The following is a 17,102-nucleotide window of genomic DNA, read 5'->3' on the forward strand; positions in this document are numbered from 1 at the left end:
TCGACGGCCTTCAATAAAAAGCCGTCGAGGGACAATTTCGCTCCCCCAGACGGTGCACTATCTAATTACACTGGTGTAACTCCGGTTGCGTCAAGTGCGGCCGTCGATTTTAGCCACACATGTCGTAGATTTAGAGCCACGCCACGCCCGAGACTTCGGCGGGATCGCACAGCAATACGCCTGCCCGCGGATTCCCGGGGAATTCACAGGCTTGACAAGGAGCAATACATGCCCATTGATACCAACTCGTTATCTCCCGTCGAATCACTGCTGGCCCCGGTGCGCCATTCGACCCACCCGTACCTCACCTGGTACTCGCGGTCCGGGGAGCGCGTCGAGCTCAGCGGACGGGTCTTTGACAACTGGGTTGCCAAGAGCGCGAACCTTTTGCACGAAGAATTTGATTTAGCCCCGGGCAGCGTTGTCGCCACCGACATGCCCGGCCACTGGAAATCCGCGGCACTGGCCCTGGCCTGCTGGCATTTGGGTGCCGAAGTGCGCTGCGTGGCCCCCGGAACGGATCCCGGGAATGTCGATGTTTTTATTACCGCCGATCCGCAAACCCTAGCAGTCAACGGCTCGGTCGAGGTCATCGCTGTCCCCTTGCCCTCGCTGGCCATGGCCTTCGACGGCCCGCTGCCGGTCGGCGCCACGGACTATGCCTCCGAGGTCCGTTCCTACGCGGACTCTTTTTTCCCCTCCCCCATCGACACCGCCTCCACCGCGCTGGTCTCCGAAGCCGGGACACTGGCCTTCACCCAGCTCTTCGCCACCGGCACGGATCCGGTGGCCGCCGGGACCACCCTGGTGAGCACCGCGTGGCCGCTGGAGCGGATCCTGCCGGCGCTTGTGGCCCAGTGGATGGGCGGGAACCCGGTGGTCATGGTCGAGGACGGGGTCGACATCACCGATTCCCTGCTCGGTGGCGAACGCGTCGTCACGCGCCTGGACGCGCAGGCCTAGGAAGCCACGCCCGGTACCGGCACCCGGGCCCCGCGGCGGATGGCTGTAGCGGGGCCCGGGCATGGAAAAGCCCCGGTACGTTTCCTTCCCGGTTTCCCCCCGGGCCCGGTGGCGGGCGGTGGATTGCGTGAAGGTTGCGTGCCGGGGCACAAGCGGTTCCGGGATGGGCCGAAGCTATCCGGCGGAGCCGCCGGATGTCCGCTGCGTACGGTGGTCGCCGGCGGCACCGTGCTCCAGCGCACCGGTCTCGGGGCCCACGCCAATGAGTTCGCGGTCGTGGGCGAATTCCTCTTCGTCGTCCATTGCGGCGCCAAAGACCCAGAAGCGGTAGGCGAAGAAACGGAAGATGGTGCCCAGCACCAGGCCGACCACGGAGCCGGCAATGAACAGGCTGGTGGTGTCGGTCAGGCCCATCCAGTACTTGGTGACGAACACGCAGGCCGCGGCGATTCCCAGGCCGATGGCGTTCATGATGAGGAACATCACCAGCTCGCGCACGACGTTGGCCTGTCGGCGGTGGCGGAAGGTCCAGAAGCGGTTGGCGACCCAGGAGAACATCGTGGCCACGACGCCGGCAACGATCTTTGCCTTGACCTCGGAGTCATGCATGGGGCCTTCGAGCATCCACAGGTAGATGCCGGAGTCAATGACGAAGGCAACACCCCCGACGACGCCGAACTTGGCGACTTCCCGCCACATCATGGACACCAGGCCCATGAGCTTGTCCCAGATCCTCGTCAGCATGATCCTCCATGTATTCGTTTCCATGCGTTTCGCCGCCCCACAAGGACGGAGATCCAGGTCGCGGCGATGGCGCTGATCCGCGACTTCTTGACCCGGTCAACCACGCCATTCTAATGCGATTCGCTGAAAGTTCACCGACAAAGGTGTCCAAACTCCCTTTGCCAGCAATCCGCGAGCGCGTAGGTTGGGTAGGCTAGGCGGGTGACGTTTCCAGTGATTGGCGTTGTTGGCGGAGGCCAACTCGCACGAATGATGGCCCCCGAGGCATTGAACCTCGGCTTCGAACTACGCATCCTGGCCGAAGGCCCTGATGTCTCAGCCGCGCGCTGCGTTGCCGACGCACCGGTGGGTGATTACAAGGACTTGGCAACGCTTCGGGAGTTTGCACGCGGACTCGACGTGCTGACCTTCGACCACGAGCACGTGCCCAACGGACACCTGCAGACCCTGATTTCCGAGGGCGTGAACGTGCAGCCGCGACCCGCCGCGCTGATCCATGCCCAGGACAAGCTGGTCATGCGTGCGGCCATTGCGCAGCTCGGCCTGCCCAACCCGGCCTGGGCCGCGGTGGAGACCGTTGAGGAGCTGGTGGCATTCGGCGAGCGGATCGGCTGGCCGATCGTGCTCAAGACCCCGCGCGGCGGCTACGACGGCAAGGGCGTGCGCATGCTCGATTCCGCCGGCGAGGCCCGCGCCGCGGCCGACTGGTTCGGCAACGGCGCCCTGCTGGCCGAGGACAAGGTCGCTTTCACCCGCGAGCTGTCCGCCCTGGTGGCCCGCACCCCCGGCGGCGAGGAAAAGGGCTGGGACGTGGTGCACACCATCCAGGTCGACGGCGTGTGTGACGAGGTCATCGCCCCGGCCAAGGACCTGCCCGAGGAAGTCGCCCGGGCCGCGAAGGACGCAGCCCTGAAGATCGCCGACGCCTTCGGCGTCACCGGCGTGATGGCTGCGGAGCTCTTCGAGACCCCCGGCATCGGTGCCGGGTTCGTGATCAACGAACTGGCCATGCGCCCGCACAACACCGGGCACTGGACCATGAACGGCTCGATCACCAGCCAGTTCGAGCAGCACCTGCGCGCGGTCCTTGACCTGCCGCTGGGCGCCACCGACGCGCTGGCCGAGACCACCGTGATGAAGAACTACCTCGGCGGGGCCAACCAGGACCTGTTCACCGCGTTCAACGCCGCACTGGCCGCCGAACCACGCGTGAAGGTCCACGCCTACGGCAAGTCCGTGCGCCCGGGACGCAAGATCGGCCACGTCAATGTGGTTTCCGAGCCCGGCGAGTCGGTTGATTCGCTGCGCGCCCGGGCCAACGCCGTGGCCTCCCTGATCCGTGACGGCGTGCCCTTGGCGGCACCCGCAACCGCCACCTCCGTCGAAGGACACATATCTTGAGCACCCCCGCACCCCTGGTAGGCCTGGTCATGGGCTCGGACTCGGACTGGCCAGTGATGAAGCTGGCAGCCGAGGCCCTGCGCGAGTTCAACATCCCCTTCGAGGCCGATGTCGTCTCCGCACACCGCATGCCCGAGGACATGATCGCCTACGGCAAGGCCGCCCACACGCGCGGCATCCGGGTGGTCATCGCCGGCGCCGGTGGCGCCGCCCACCTGCCGGGCATGCTCGCCTCGGTCACCCCGCTGCCGGTCATCGGCGTGCCGGTGCCGCTGAAGACCCTGGACGGCATGGACTCCCTGCTGTCGATCGTGCAGATGCCCGCGGGCGTTCCCGTGGCCACCGTGTCCATCGGAGGTGCGCGCAACGCCGGCCTGCTGGCCGTGCGCATGCTCGCCGCCGGCACCGACGAGTTCGCCGCCCGGCTCCAGGAACAACTCATCGACTTCGCAGGGACCCTGCGGCAGGTCGCCGCCGACAAGGGTGCCGCGCTGCGGGCCGCCGTCGCCGCCGAAACCCCCGGCAGCTAAGGACCCCTATGTCATCGACCCGCCACAGTCCCCGCAGCCAGGACCTGCTTCCGGACGCCGTCTCGGCTCCGGCGCCGGTGCGTTCCAAGCGCGCACTGTTCCTGCTGCTGCTGACAGTGTTCTTCCCCGGCAGCGCCCAATGGGTCTCGGGCAAGCGCGCCCTGGGCGGGTTCGTCATGCGCATCACCCTGGTCTGCTGGGCGCTGGTGCTGCTGGTGCTGGCGCTCGCGCTGTTCAAGCGCGACTGGCTGCTGGGCTTCTTCGCCCAGTCCTGGGTGCAGCTGGGGGCCTCGGTGCTGCTGGTGGTGCTGGCCGCAGGCTGGCTGTTGATGTTCCTGAACACCCTGGCAATCATCCGGCCCAGGTACCTGGCCCCGGGGGCCCGCATCGGGCTCACCGCCACGCTGTTGGTGTTGGCCCTGGCCATCACCGGGTCGCTGGGCTACGGCGCGTTCGTGCTCAACAAGGGCCGCGAGACCATTTCCAACGTCTTCTCCGCCGGGCCGGCGTTCAAGCCCGTGGACGGGCGCTACAACATCGCGGTGTTCGGCGCCGACTCGGCCGGGAACCGCGATGGCGTACGCACCGACTCGATGTCGCTGCTGAGTGTCGATGCCAAGACCGGCAAGTCGCTGTTGATCTCGATCCCGCGCAACTTCCAGAACGCACAGTTCTCCAAGGACTCCCCCATGCGCCAGGTGTACCCCGACGGGTACAACTGCGGCAACGAGTGCCTGTTCAACGCGATCTACCGCAACGCCACAGACAACCACGCCGATCTCTACCCGGGTGTCGCAAACCCCGGGGCGCAGGCAACCATGGAGGCCATCGAGGGCACCACGGGCCTGAAGGTCCAGGCCTACGTGATGATTGACATGGCCGGGTTCGCCGGGTTCATCGACGCGATGGGCGGGGTCACCGTGGATTCGGGCGGCTGGGTGCCCTACAACGGCAAACACTGGCCAAACTCCTCGGTGAACACCCACTGGTTCTCCCCCGGCGAGCACCACTTCACCGGCAAGCAGGCCCTGTGGTTTGCCCGCTCCCGCGACTTCACCACCGACTACCACCGCATCGCCCGCCAGCAGTGCCTGCAGCAGGCCATGATTTCCCAATTCAGCCCCAAGACCATCCTCACGCGTTTCACCTCGCTCATGGATGCCGGCAAGCAGCTGGTGGAAACCGACATCCCGCAGCAGCAGCTCGGTTCGTTCCTGAACCTGGCCGACAAGGCCCGCGCCACCCCGTTCAAGCGCCTGACCCTGGGTGCTCCGGACTTCGGGTCGGCCGCGGACAAGTTCTCCACGTACCCGAACTTCGAGGCGATCCACACCCGCATCCAGGACATGATCGCCGCGCAATCGGGCGCAGCTGCCTCCGAATCCCCGGCGAAGAAGAGCGCCGAGGCGACCAAGAAGTCGGATTCCGCGGAGTCCTCGGCCGACACGGGCACGGATTCGGGCACCAAGCGCAACTCCGAGCCCGGGAAGATCTCCGTGGTTCCCTCCGACGCGCCCACCGCGCAGCCCGATGGAACCGAGCTGACCGAGAAGTACCTGGTCACCCTGGAACAGATCGGCCGCACGGATTTGCTGGAGAAGATTGCCGCCAACAACAACGAGTGTTCGGTACCCTGACCCGCCCCCCTTTCCAGTCCAAAGGACCATGATGTATCGCCTGACAAACACCATCCGTGATTATGCCTGGGGATCCACCGGCGCCATTTCCGGTCTTTTGGGAACCGCTCCCAGTGGCAAGCCCGAGGCCGAGATGTGGCTCGGAGCCCACCCGTCGGCTCCTTCCCTGGCAGCCGACGGCTCAAACGGCGGCGAGGCCACCGGCCTGGACCGGTTGATTTCCGCGGACCCCCAGGGATTGCTTGGCCCGGAGGTCGCGCAGGCGTACGGCCAGCTGCCGTTCCTGATGAAGCTGCTGGCCGCGGGCAAGCCGCTGTCCATCCAGGTCCATCCCTCCGCACAACAGGCGGCCGCCGGCTTCGAGGCCGAGAACGCCGCGGGCCTTCCCGCCGACGCGCCGCACCGCAACTACCGGGACGGCTCGCACAAGCCGGAAATGATCTACGCACTTTCCGATTTCGCGGCCCTGAGCGGCTTCCGCTCCCCCGCCGAGGCAGCCGATCTCTTTGGTTCCCTGGGCGCGGTGCTGGAGGGGCAGAACGCTGCAACCTGCGCACGGATCGTGGAGCTGCTCTCCAACCCGATCGAGGCCGAGGCGCTGAGCTCGACCTGCGAGTACCTGCTGGGCGGGACCCCGGAGCCGGGTCTGCTGGTGCCCGCGGCCGTAGCCGCCGTGAACGCGAACCCCATGCTGGCCGAACACGTCTCGCTGGCGGAGCTGGGAAGAATCAATGAGCACTACCCGAACGACATCGGGGTGCTGGTCTCGCTGCTGCTGAACCTGGTGGTGCTGGCCCCCGGGCAAGCCATCTACCTGGATGCCGGGAATGTGCACGCGTACCTGCGCGGGCTGGGTGTGGAAGTCATGGCCAACTCGGACAACGTGCTGCGTGGCGGGCTGACGCCCAAGCACATCGACGTGCCCGAGCTGCTGCGCATCACGCGCTTCGAGGCCCTAGGCGTCCCGCTGCTCGAGCCCGAGACGACCATGTACGGCCAGCAGGTGTTCACCCCGCCCTTCGCCGAGTTCCAGCTCCAGCACATCGAACTGGACGCGGTCGCCGACTCCGCCGACATGGGCGGCGGGGACGTGCCGGTGGCGGCTAACGGCCCGGTCATCGTGCTGTGCGTCGAGGGCGAGGTGCTCGTCGACACCCCGCGCGGGGATGAGCTGCTGCGCCGCGGCGACTCGCTGTTCATCGGCGCCAACGAGGCCCCTGCCATGGCCCGGCGCAGCGCGAACTCCGCGGGCCGTGCGTTCGCCGTGACCCCGCAGCCGGTGCAATAGGCGCCCAAGGAACCAAACGCCGCGGGGCCCGACAGGAATGAACGTCCTGTCGGGCCCCGCGGCGTTAAGCGGGAAGGCCGCCGTGCATCTTAGCGGGTATAGGCTTCCCACTTGTCGGACTGGTGCTCGCCCTCGACGAAGCGGATGGTGCCCGACTTCGAGCGCATGACGATCGACTGGGTGTGGATGCGGCCGTTCTTGTAGCGCACCCCGCGCAGCAGGTCGCCGTCGGTGATGCCGGTGACAGCGAAGTAGCAGTTGTCGCTTGTGACCAGGTCGTTGGTGGTCAGCACGCGGTCCAGGTCGTGGCCGGCGTCGATGGCCTTCTGCTTCTCGTCGTCGTCGGTGGGCCACAGGCGGCCCTGGATGATCCCGCCCAGGGACTTGATGGCGCACGCGGTGACGATGCCCTCGGGGGTTCCGCCGATGCCCATCAGCGCGTCCACGCCGGTTCCCTCGCGGGTCGCGGCAATGGCTCCGGCGACGTCGCCGTCCATGATGAACTTGGTGCGTGCACCGGCGGCGCGGATCTCATCGACCAGCCCCGCGTGGCGCGGGCGATCCAGGATGCACACGGTGATCTGGGAGACCTTCTTGCCCTTGGCCTTGGCGATCAGGTGCAGGTTCTGCTTGACCGGCAGGCGCAGGTCGACCAGCTCGGCGGCCTCGGGGCCGGTGACGAGCTTTTCCATGTAGAAGACCGCGGAGGGGTCGAACATCGAGCCGCGGTCGGCCACGGCCAGCACCGAGAGGGCGTTGTTGATGCCCAGGGCGGCCAGGCGGGTGCCGTCGATCGGGTCAACCGCAACGTCGCATTCGGCGCCGGTTCCGTCGCCCACGCGTTCGCCGTTGAACAGCATGGGGGCTTCATCCTTCTCGCCTTCGCCGATGACGACGACGCCGTTGAAGGAGACGGTGGACAGCAGCGAGCGCATGGCGTCGACGGCAGCGCCGTCGGCGGCGTTCTTGTCGCCGAACCCAACCCAGGGGCTCGAGGCGATGGCAGCGGCCTCGGTCGCGCGCACCAGCTCAAGGGCAAGGTTGCGGTCCGGTTCGGCGTCGCCGACCGAAAGTCGTGGGGACAGGTGGGCAAAATTCGTGGCTTCAGTCACGGTCTTCCTCGTCTTTGAGATCTGTTCGTTTGCCGGGGGCCAACACCGTCCATCATATCTCCCGAGGTCAATTACGCCCTTTCGGCACCCGCTTGCGTTACGTGCCTCCTCGGGGCCGCGGCCGGTGCCGGGCCTGTTTAGATTCTGCCGGTGCAATGGGCGAGAATAGAGGGGTGAGTGAACACCCCGAAAGCCCCGCCGTGCCCGCAAACACCCCAGAGGCCTCAGAGATCCCGGCCGCGGTGGACACCGCCGTGCCGTTGGACGCTGCCGGCCAGGTGCCTGATTCGGGCCTGGAACCGGTCCAGAAGCCGCTGCTGACCCCCTCACAGGCCAAGCGCGCCAACCAGACGCTCAAGGGCATGATCATCTCCGTGGTGCTCACCGTGGCCGTGGCGATCCCCGTGATCCTGATCAACCCGCCGAACAAGGCCGACACCTACCGCGCCCCGGTGGACATCGCCGCGGTCGCCTCGCAGGCCGCTCCCGATGCCGATTTCACCCCGTGGGCCCCGAAGCTGCCCGAGGGCGACTACGTGAACTTTGCGCGCTGGATCACCAAGAACGTCGACGGGATCAAGTACTGGGAATTCGGTGTCGTCACCAGGGACGACAAGTTCGTGTGGGTCCGCCAGACCGCCAAGACCAACCCGTCCTGGCTGGCCGCGGTGACCCAGGGCGCCACCCCCGCGGGCACCCACGCCGTGGACGGGATCGAATGGGAGCTGCGCAAGCGGGACAAGACGCAGGTGTTGATCGCCACACGCGGCCAATCCACCATCGTGCTCTCCAGCGACAGCGGCACCGAACCCCTGGAGAAGCTCGCCCGCCTGGCCCAGCGCGAGATCCCGGCCAACTAGACGGTCCGTTGCCCCGCCTTTCCGGATGTGGTGTTCGGCGGCCACCAGGGCAAATATGAGACCTTCCCCACGGCCGGGATCCCCGGCGCGCCGCGGGGAAGCGTTTCCACGGCGCTTCACGAAACGCATGGATTTCATCCCGACACCGGTGTTGCGTCTATGCTGACAAACATGAACCGACCCGAAGCCGAGGCACCTGCCGACCACGTGCAATTGACCCCCGCCCAGGCATGGCGGAAATTGCGTGAAGGCAATTCCCGTTTCGTTGCCGGGCACACCGACCACCCGAACCAGGATGCGTTGCGCCGCCAGTTCCTGGTCGACAAGCAGCATCCCTTCGCCGTGATCTTCGGCTGCTCGGATTCGCGCCTCGCGGCGGAAATCATCTTCGACCTCGGCTTGGGCGACGTCTTCGTGGTGCGCACCGCCGGGCACGTGATCGACTCCGCTGCACTGGGCTCGCTGGAGTACTCGGTGGACCTGCTCAACGTGCCGCTCATCGTGGTGCTGGGGCACGACTCCTGCGGTGCCGTCACCGCCACCATCAATTCGGTCGAGAGCGGGGAAATGCCCCCGGGCTTCATCCGCGATCTGGTCGAGCACATCACCCCCTCCGTGATCACCGCCCGGCGCAACGGCATCCGCGACGTGAACACCACCGTGGTGGAGCACGTGCAGCAGACCACCCACCGCCTGGTGGAGCAGTCCCGCATCATTTCCTCCGCCATCGACGAGGGCCGCACCGCGGTCATCGGGGTGACCTACCGCCTGGCCGAGGGCAAGGCGGAAATGGTTTCCGGCTTCGGCGTGCTCTAGGCACCGCCATCCTGGAACCGGCCGGCCCCGCGGGGCCGGCCGGTTTTTTCGTGCGTGCGCGGTGCCCCAAGCGGACATTTATTTCCGTGTTCGCCGTTCGCACGAACTGTGCGCCCGGCCACTGCCGAAGCGGGGTCTTCGGGCGTACCGTGGGTGACATGGACACTTCTGCTGACTTCCGCATCGAACACGACACCATGGGCGAGGTCCGGGTCCCCGCCGCCGCCCTCTACCGGGCGCAGACCCAAAGGGCCGTGGAGAACTTCCCGATTTCCGGCAAGAAACTCGAGCCCGCGCACATCCGGGCCCTGGCCCAGGTGAAGAAGGCCGCCGCGGCCGCCAACCTGGAACTCGGAGTGCTGGATGCCGAGCGCGCACACGCCATCACGGCGGCGGCCGACGAGGTCGCCGCGAACAAGTACGACGCGCATTTCCCCATCGACGTGTTCCAGACCGGCTCGGGAACCTCGAGCAACATGAACATGAACGAGGTCCTCGCCGAGCTGGCGACCCGCGCTCTCACTGCGGCCGGCTCGAAGACGATCGTGCACCCCAACGACCACGTCAATGCGTCCCAGTCCTCCAACGACGTCTTCCCCACCTCGGTGCACGTCGCGGCAACCGCCGGGCTGCTGGGCGACGTCATCCCGGGCCTCGAGGTCCTTGCGGCCTCGCTGGAGGCCAAGGCCGTGGAATTCAGGGACGTGGTCAAGTCCGGGCGCACCCACCTGATGGATGCGACCCCGGTGACCCTGGGCCAGGAATTCGGCGGCTATGCGGCGCAGATGCGCTACGGCGTCGAGCGCATCCTGTCCTCGCTGCCGCGGGTGGCAGAGGTGCCGTTGGGCGGCACGGCCGTGGGCACCGGCATCAACACCCCCGAGGGGTTCCCCGAGCGTGTCATCGAATTGCTCGCCGCTGACACCGGGCTGCCGCTGACCGAGGCCCGGAACCACTTCGAGGCCCAGGCCAACCGCGACGGGCTCATCGAGGCCTCGGCCCAGCTGCGCAACATCGCGATCTCGCTGATGAAGATCAACAACGATTTGCGCTGGATGGGCTCGGGCCCCAACACCGGGCTGGGCGAGATCTCCATCCCCGACCTGCAGCCCGGTTCCTCGATCATGCCGGGCAAGGTCAACCCGGTGATCTCCGAGGCCGCGATCATGGTCGCGGCCCAGGTGATCGGCAACGACACCGCGATCGCCTGGTCCGGGACCAACGGCGCGTTCGAGCTGAACGTGGGCATCCCGGTGATGGCCTCGAACCTGCTCGAGTCCATCCGCCTGCTGGGCAACACCACCCGGGTCATGGCGGAGAAAATGGTCGACGGGATCACCGCGAACGTGGAGCGTGCCCGCTTCCTGGCCGAGGCCTCCCCCTCCATCGTGACCCCGTTGAACAAGCTCATCGGCTACGAGAACGCCGCGAAGATCGCCAAGAAGGCCATTGCCGATGCGCTGACCGTGCGCGAGGCCACCGTAGCGCTGGGCTTCGTGGAACGCGGCGAGGTGACCGAGGCACAGCTCGATGCGCTGCTGGATGTCACCACCATGACCGGCAAACACTGAGGCGCACGCCCCCACCGGGCGCGGCGGCCCGTCGGGGAAGGTTCCATTTCCCTTCCCCGGCGGGCCGCCGTTTGCATGTCCCGGTGCCACGGCCGAGGGACCGGGGAAGGCGGCCCGGTGGGCAATCCCACTCAAGTTGCACTCGACAACCAATAGTGTAAGACTGCACTCTATGGAGGATAGTGCAAATGAGGTTCCCGCCGAGCCGGCCACCCCGCCGACCCTCAGCGCCCGCATGCTCAAGACCCGCCTGTCCATCTCGCGGAACGCACGCGAGCTGACGGCCGAGCACGGCTTTGCCGGATTCACCGTCGAGGAACTCTGCGCCCGCGTCGGGATCTCCCGGCGCACCTTCTTCAACTACTACGCCACCAAGCTCGACGCCGTCTTCGGGCATGCAGAGGACGGGGTCTCCGCCGAGGCGCTCGAACGGTTCATGGGCTCGAGGCCCGCCGGAACCACGGGGATCTCCCCCACGCTGCTGGCCGACCTGGTGACACTGGTGCTCGAGCAACTGCGCCTCGACGACGCCGAGATCCGCGGAGTCCACGGCTTCTTTGCGATCCTGCACCGCGAACCGGAACTGCTGGCACGCATGATGAAGGTCGGCCCCGAACGCCAGGCCGAATTCACCGCACTGGTGGCCAAGCGCGAAGGCGTCGAGGCCGGCCACAGCGGCATCGGCATGCTGGTGCACGCCCTGCAATTCGCCACCCACCGGGCCATCGAGCGCTACCTGGCATCTCCCGAAGGACCATCCCTGGAGGAAGAATTCCTCTCGGTCATGCACCAGACCCGGGAGCTGTTCGGCCAGCACCTGTTGCACGAGGCCCCAATTCCCGCACCCTGACCCGGCGGTCCGTCCCCGCCACGCATCTTTTCCACCACACGCAAGGAATTCCCCCTTATGGCCACCACCACCGCGTCCCGGAAATCCCCGGACCCGGCGCCGTTGCTGCTGACGCAGCGGCGCATCTGGATCATCTTCTCCGCGCTGATCGCCGGCATGATGCTCTCCTCACTGGACCAGACCATCGTCTCCACCGCCATGCCCACCATCGTGGGACAGCTCGGCGGCGTCGAGCACCAGGCGTGGATCACCACCGCCTACCTGCTGGCCACCACCATCGTGATGCCGATCTACGGCAAGTTCGGCGACGTGCTGGGCCGGCGCAACCTGTTCCTGATCGCCATCGCGCTGTTCACCCTGGCCTCAGTGGGAGCGGCGTTCGCCGGGACCTTCTGGATGTTCGTCTTCTTCCGCGCCATGCAGGGGCTGGGCGGCGGCGGGCTGATGATCCTCTCGCAGGCCATCATCGCCGACATCGTCCCGGCCTCCGAGCGCGGGAAGTACATGGGCCCGCTGGGCGCCATCTTCGGCCTCTCCGCGGTCGCCGGTCCGCTGCTGGGCGGCTTCTTCGTCGACCACCTCACCTGGCAGTGGGCGTTCTACATCAACATCCCCATCGGCATCGGCGCCTTCCTGATCGCCTGGTTCGCACTGACCATCCCGAACAAGAAGTCCACCAAGAAGATCGACGTCCTCGGCGTGCTGCTGCTCTCGATCGCCACCACCTGCCTGATCTTCTTCACCGACTTCGGCGGCTCCAAGAACCACGGCTGGGCAGCGACCGAGACCTGGGCCTGGGGCGTGGGCATGCTCGCGGCCATCGTGCTCTTCGTGGTCACCGAGGCACGGGCCGAGGACCCGATCATCCCGCTGTCGCTGTTCAAGAACCGCGTCTTCGTCAACGCCACGGCCATCGGCTTCACCCTGGGCCTGGGCATGTTCGCGGCCATCGCGTTCGTCCCGACGTTCCTGCAGATGTCCTCGGGCACCTCCGCGGCGGTCTCCGGCCTGCTGATGCTGCCGATGATGCTGGGCCTGATGGGCACCAGCATCTACTCCGGCATCGCGATCACCAGGTCCGGCAAGTACCGGGGCTACCCGATCGCCGGCGCGCTGGTCACCGCCGTCGCCATGCTTGCCTTCACCACGCTGAGCGCAACCACCCCGCTGTGGCTGATCTGCGTGTACCTGTTCGTCTTCGGCGCCGGGCTCGGATTGATCATGCAGGTGATTGTGCTGGTGGTGCAGAACGCCGTGGATCCATCCATGGTCGGCACCGCGACCTCCACGAACAACTATTTCCGCGAGGTCGGCGCGTCCCTGGGCGTGGCGATCTTCGGGGCGATGTTCACCAACAGGCTCTCCGAGAAGCTCACCGACGTGTTCACCGGCGCCGGAGCGAGTGCCTCCGATGCCGGCAGCGCCACCGCGACGCTGGACCCGCAGACCATGGCGCAGCTGCCCGGGGCCGTGCGCGAGGGCATCGTGAACGCGTACGCGGACTCGCTGGCACCGGTGTTCTGGTACCTGATCCCGTTCATCCTCATCGCCTTCGTGCTGGCCCTGTTCCTCAAGCAGGTCAAGCTCTCGGACACCGCGGGCATGGTGGCCCGCGGCGAGGCCATCGGCGGGGAGGAAGCCAAGGAGCTCGAGGACGCCGCACGGTTCGGCGACAAGGTCGCCGCCGGCACCACCGGGGCCCCGGAAGCAGCAGGGCGCGAACCGGAGTCCAACCCTTAGGGAGCTTTCCCCCCACCAAACGTTGGTGCCCCGCAAGACCGTGTTCCCTTCCCCTGCCGGGGGTGGACGCCGGGTCCTGCGGGGCACCTGTGCGTTGAGCTGCCCGACGGATCAGGCCCGGCCGGTGATGAAGTGGCCTGATTCCTTCGGCTCGAGGGTCCAGTCAATGGCGCGTTGGTGCTTGGGCGGCACCCCGGGCAGCGCCTCGAGTCCGAACCAGCCGACCTCGAGGTTCTCGTCGTCGTTGACCTTCGCATCCCCGCCCAGGTATTCCCCGGCCAGGATGATGTCCAGGTATTGGGCGCGGTCCCCGTTGGGATAGAGGGCCTCGTCGGTGGTGGCCACCCCGACCAGGCGGGTGATGGCGCAGTGCACCGCGGTCTCCTCGAAGACCTCGCGCACCGCCGCGACGGCCGGCTCCTCCCCGGGCTCCAGGATTCCGGCCGGAAGCGTCCATTTCCCGTTGTCGGCCCGGCGGACCAGCAACACCCGACGCTCGTGGATCACCACGGCCTTGATCCCGGGCAGCCACAGCGGGTCGTTGCCGATCTTTTCACGCATCTTCAGGATGAATTCGGGGGTGGGCATGTAGGGCCTCGGGCACCTTTCGTGGATTCTTGTCTTGGCTGGGTCTTGGCTATCCGGCCACGGCCAGGGCAACGGCGGCGCCCACCAGCATGAACGGGCCAAAGGCCACCGAGGAACGCAACGTGACCTTGCGGGCCAGCAGCAACGCAATCGACCACAGGGCACCGACGATGAAGGCGAACGCCGTGGCCCACAACAGGTGGGTGTAGGAGAGGAAACCGAGGTAGAGCCCCAGCACCGCGGCGAGCTTCACGTCCCCCAGGCCCATCCCCGCCGGAGCAATCAGGTGCAGCACCAGGTAGCCGACAAAGAGGATCATCGCGCCCAGCACCATCCGCAGCAGGATCATCGGTTCCCCGGCCAACAGCGCGGCCGCACCCAGCAGCACCAGGGCTGCAATGAACCACGGGCCCAGGATCCGGTTGGGCAACAGGTGGGACCGGAAGTCGATGACGGTCAGGCGCACGGCGTTGTACAGGTACAACGCCAAGGCCAGGGCGGCCAGGATTCCGGCCACCGTGGCCAGCGCCGGCGGAGAGGCAAACCAGTGCAAAATGAGTTGCGGCATGGGCCAAACCTTACGCGGTGAGGTGCCCCGGTGTCAGCGGCGGCACGCTGGCCACCGGGCCGGAGCATCCGGTGACTGGCCTCGCTACACTGAAGTCATGGAACAGCTCAATGGTGCGGCCGTCTTCCCGGATCCGGACCGGGCACCCAGCAAGGAACTCATGGGGCATTTCCGCCGCCTGGCCCGTTCCTCCCCCTGGCTGTGGAACACCGTCCAGCTCACCATCGGCGTCACCGATGCCGGGCAGCATGCGCTCGCCTTTGCCGCCCCGAACCTGCCCAAGCACCTCACGGTGCTGGTCAGGCGCCCCGACGCCATCCGCGTCGAGGACGACTCCGGCGCGGTGCTCTTCCGCACCGAGCACATCAACGACTCCCGCGATGCCCGTTTCGTGGCGGCCACCCGCAAGAGCTGGTTGCTGCCCCCGCAGCTGCTGGCCCCGGTCTACGGGGACGACGGGTTGGTCTCCCGGCGCCCGGAGGCCGACTACGTCAACGAGTTGATGCCGGTGGGTCTGTGGAGCGCGTTCCTGGATCCGGTGGAGGTCGCCGGCTTTGCCCCGGGTCCGGCCGACATGGCCTTCCCGCATCCCAGCACCATCCATTCCTTGCGGTCCATCGGGGACGATTCGGGACGCGAATGCCTCGAGGCAGTGCTTTCCCGCGGCCACTCCTACGCACCTTTGATGCCCGAGGCTCCCCTGCTGGGCGAGGGATTGACCCGGATCCGGCTGGACCGGGCCACCGGCATCTGCGTGCTGCGCCAGGTGCTGGACGGGCCCGACGCCGGGGTCGAGCACCGGATCGCGATCACCGCCGTGGACGAATACATGATCGACGGGCTGTTCACCCAGCCGCTGTCCTCGCTCTCCGACGTGCGCCGGGCCCCGCTGTGGCCGATCCCCGGGTTGGCCGACTATCCCGGGCCCGAAGCGCCGGACCACGCACGGCACCGGGGCGGGCCCGCAGCCTGAACCGCGCGCCCGCACCCGGGGATTCCGGCCCCTAGTGGATCCGGTCCTCGAGCAACTCGGTGACCAATGCGGCGATCTCGGAGCGCTCGGAGCGGGTCAGGGTGACGTGCCCGAAGAGGTGGTGCCCCTTGAGCTGTTCGACCACCGCAGCGACGCCGTCATGCCGGCCCACCCGCAGGTTGTCGCGCTGGGCCACGTCGTGGGTGAGGATCACCTTGGAGTTCTGCCCGATCCGCGAGAGCACCGTGAGCAGCACGTTGCGCTCCAGTGACTGGGCCTCGTCCACGATCACGAAGGCGTCATGCAGGGACCGCCCGCGGATATGGGTCAGCGGCAGCACCTCGAGCATGCCCCGGCTCATGACCTCGTCGACGGCGTTCTTGGACACCACCGAGCCCAGGGTGTCGAACACCGCCTGGGCCCACGGGTTCATCTTCTCCGCCTCGGCGCCGGGCAGGTAGCCCAGCTCCTGTCCGCCGACCGGGTAGAGCGGCCTGAAGACCATGATCTTGCGGTGCTCGCGGCGTTCCATGACCGCTTCGAGCCCCGCGCACAGCGCGAGCGCCGACTTGCCGGTGCCGGCCCGCCCGCCGAGCGAGACGATGCCGATCTCCTTGTCCAGCAGCAGGTCAAGGGCAAGCCGCTGCTCGGCGGAGCGCCCGCGCAGCCCGAAGGCCTCGCGGTCCCCGCGCACCAGGCGCACCAGGTGGTTGCGGTCCACCCTGCCCAGGGCCGAGCCGCGGGGGGAATGCAGGATCAGCCCGGTGTTCACCGGTTGCTCGGCGGCCTCCTCGAGTTCCAGGGATGCCTCGGCGTAGAGCGCCGACATGTTTTCCTCGGACACGTTCATTTCATGGACGCCGGTCCAGCCCGAGTCCGCGATGAGTTCGTTGCGGTATTCCTCGGCGATCAGCCCCATGGCCGAGGCCTTGATGCGCATGGGCATGTCCTTGGAGACCAGGGTGACATCCAGCCCCTCGTCCAGCAGCGACTTGGCCACGGCCAGGATCCTGGTGTCGTTGTCCGAGTTCCGGAAGCCCACCGGCAGCACGTCCGGGGCAATGTGGTTCAGCTCGATGCGCAGGGTTCCGCCCTGTTTGCCCACCACCATGTCGTTGGCCAGCCCGCCGTGCCTGGACCCCAGGTCCTCCAGGGTCCGCAGCGCCTCGCGGGCGAAGAACCCCAGGGTCGGGTCGTTGCGCTTGTGCTCGAGCTCGCTGACCACCGTCAGCGGCAGGACCACGTGGTGCTCGGCAAAGCGCAGCATGGCGTGCGGGTCCGCGATCAGCACCGAGGTGTCCAGGACGAAGGTGCGTGCACCCTCCTGGGCGGCCGGTTCGACAATGCCCGCATCGGATGCGGCGGGTGAGGTGGTTGGGTATTCCTGGTTCGCTGCCAAGTCTCGCTCCTCGCGGGGAGATACTCCCCGAATCGGCGGGCGATGACGGCCTCATCACCCGT

At 67.2% G+C, this 17,102-nt stretch carries 16 protein-coding genes; 11 read left to right on the forward strand and 5 right to left on the reverse strand.

Features of this window, described 5'->3' with window-relative positions; translation table 11 throughout:
- Nucleotides 1–228: 228 nt before the first annotated feature.
- Nucleotides 229–963 carry a TIGR03089 family protein gene (locus tag DQ353_RS04065; protein ID WP_113761494.1) on the forward strand — a complete coding sequence of 245 codons (735 nt, stop codon included), beginning with the start codon at nt 229–231 and terminating at the stop codon, nt 961–963.
- Nucleotides 964–1,137: 174 nt separating this feature from the next.
- Here DQ353_RS04065 and DQ353_RS04070 read toward each other — a convergent pair whose 3' ends face one another.
- Nucleotides 1,138–1,707 carry a GtrA family protein gene (locus tag DQ353_RS04070; protein ID WP_113761495.1) on the reverse strand — a complete coding sequence of 190 codons (570 nt, stop codon included), beginning with the start codon at nt 1,705–1,707 and terminating at the stop codon, nt 1,138–1,140.
- A gap of 201 nt (nt 1,708–1,908) precedes the next feature.
- Between DQ353_RS04070 and DQ353_RS04075 the strand changes: the two genes are divergently transcribed.
- Genes DQ353_RS04075 through manA form a run of 4 tightly spaced genes read left to right on the forward strand, consistent with a single transcriptional unit; the run spans nt 1,909 to nt 6,563 of the window.
- A complete protein-coding gene (locus DQ353_RS04075; RefSeq protein ID WP_113761496.1) occupies nt 1,909–3,108 on the forward strand; it encodes a 5-(carboxyamino)imidazole ribonucleotide synthase in 1,200 nt (399 codons plus the stop codon).
- A 29-nt stretch (nt 3,109–3,137) separates the two neighbouring features.
- The gene (gene purE, locus DQ353_RS04080) at nt 3,138–3,638 is read left to right on the forward strand and encodes a 5-(carboxyamino)imidazole ribonucleotide mutase (protein WP_113761586.1); all 501 of its coding nucleotides are present in this window, start codon (nt 3,138–3,140) and stop codon (nt 3,636–3,638) included.
- Nucleotides 3,639–3,646: 8 nt separating this feature from the next.
- Entirely contained in the window at nt 3,647–5,275 is a 1,629-nt protein-coding gene (locus tag DQ353_RS04085; protein ID WP_286166594.1) for an LCP family protein, read from the forward strand.
- Between the two features lie 31 nt (nt 5,276–5,306).
- Nucleotides 5,307–6,563, forward strand: coding sequence for a mannose-6-phosphate isomerase, class I (manA, locus tag DQ353_RS04090; RefSeq protein ID WP_113761497.1), 1,257 nt, complete (start codon nt 5,307–5,309; stop codon nt 6,561–6,563).
- An 89-nt stretch (nt 6,564–6,652) separates the two neighbouring features.
- Here manA and glpX read toward each other — a convergent pair whose 3' ends face one another.
- On the reverse strand, nt 6,653–7,675 hold the full coding sequence (gene glpX, locus DQ353_RS04095) for a class II fructose-bisphosphatase (RefSeq protein WP_113761498.1): 1,023 nt from the start codon (nt 7,673–7,675) through the stop codon (nt 6,653–6,655).
- A gap of 173 nt (nt 7,676–7,848) precedes the next feature.
- Between glpX and DQ353_RS04100 the strand changes: the two genes are divergently transcribed.
- From DQ353_RS04100 to DQ353_RS04120, 5 genes are all read left to right on the forward strand, one after another.
- Complete coding sequence (locus DQ353_RS04100; protein WP_181578234.1) at nt 7,849–8,535, forward strand: DUF4245 domain-containing protein; 687 nt, start codon at nt 7,849–7,851, stop codon at nt 8,533–8,535.
- A gap of 171 nt (nt 8,536–8,706) precedes the next feature.
- Nucleotides 8,707–9,351 (forward strand): carbonic anhydrase, encoded by a 645-nt coding sequence (locus DQ353_RS04105; protein WP_113761588.1) that lies wholly within the window; start codon nt 8,707–8,709, stop codon nt 9,349–9,351.
- A gap of 158 nt (nt 9,352–9,509) precedes the next feature.
- On the forward strand, nt 9,510–10,922 hold the full coding sequence (locus DQ353_RS04110) for a class II fumarate hydratase (RefSeq protein WP_113761500.1): 1,413 nt from the start codon (nt 9,510–9,512) through the stop codon (nt 10,920–10,922).
- 172 nt (nt 10,923–11,094) lie between these two features.
- A complete protein-coding gene (locus DQ353_RS04115; RefSeq protein ID WP_113761501.1) occupies nt 11,095–11,772 on the forward strand; it encodes a TetR/AcrR family transcriptional regulator in 678 nt (225 codons plus the stop codon).
- Between the two features lie 57 nt (nt 11,773–11,829).
- A complete protein-coding gene (locus DQ353_RS04120; protein ID WP_220093962.1) occupies nt 11,830–13,512 on the forward strand; it encodes an MDR family MFS transporter in 1,683 nt (560 codons plus the stop codon).
- 111 nt (nt 13,513–13,623) lie between these two features.
- On the opposite strand, the gene DQ353_RS04125 is transcribed toward DQ353_RS04120, so the two are convergent.
- On the reverse strand, nt 13,624–14,100 hold the full coding sequence (locus DQ353_RS04125) for an NUDIX hydrolase (RefSeq protein ID WP_113761502.1): 477 nt from the start codon (nt 14,098–14,100) through the stop codon (nt 13,624–13,626).
- A gap of 49 nt (nt 14,101–14,149) precedes the next feature.
- The gene (locus tag DQ353_RS04130) at nt 14,150–14,668 is read right to left on the reverse strand and encodes a prepilin peptidase (protein ID WP_113761503.1); all 519 of its coding nucleotides are present in this window, start codon (nt 14,666–14,668) and stop codon (nt 14,150–14,152) included.
- 97 nt (nt 14,669–14,765) lie between these two features.
- Between DQ353_RS04130 and DQ353_RS04135 the strand changes: the two genes are divergently transcribed.
- Nucleotides 14,766–15,641: a hypothetical protein gene (locus tag DQ353_RS04135; protein WP_113761504.1), complete on the forward strand. Its 876-nt coding sequence runs from the start codon at nt 14,766–14,768 to the stop codon at nt 15,639–15,641.
- Nucleotides 15,642–15,672: 31 nt separating this feature from the next.
- Here the strand turns inward: DQ353_RS04135 and phoH2 are convergent, their stop codons facing one another.
- Nucleotides 15,673–17,040, reverse strand: a complete 1,368-nt coding sequence (gene phoH2 / locus DQ353_RS04140) for an RNA 5'-3' helicase PhoH2 (RefSeq protein ID WP_113761505.1) — start codon at nt 17,038–17,040, stop codon at nt 15,673–15,675.
- Nucleotides 17,041–17,102: the final 62 nt, after the last annotated feature.

Origin of the sequence: Arthrobacter sp. AQ5-05, assembly GCF_003287975.1 — a bacterium.
GTDB lineage: Bacteria > Actinomycetota > Actinomycetes > Actinomycetales > Micrococcaceae > Paeniglutamicibacter.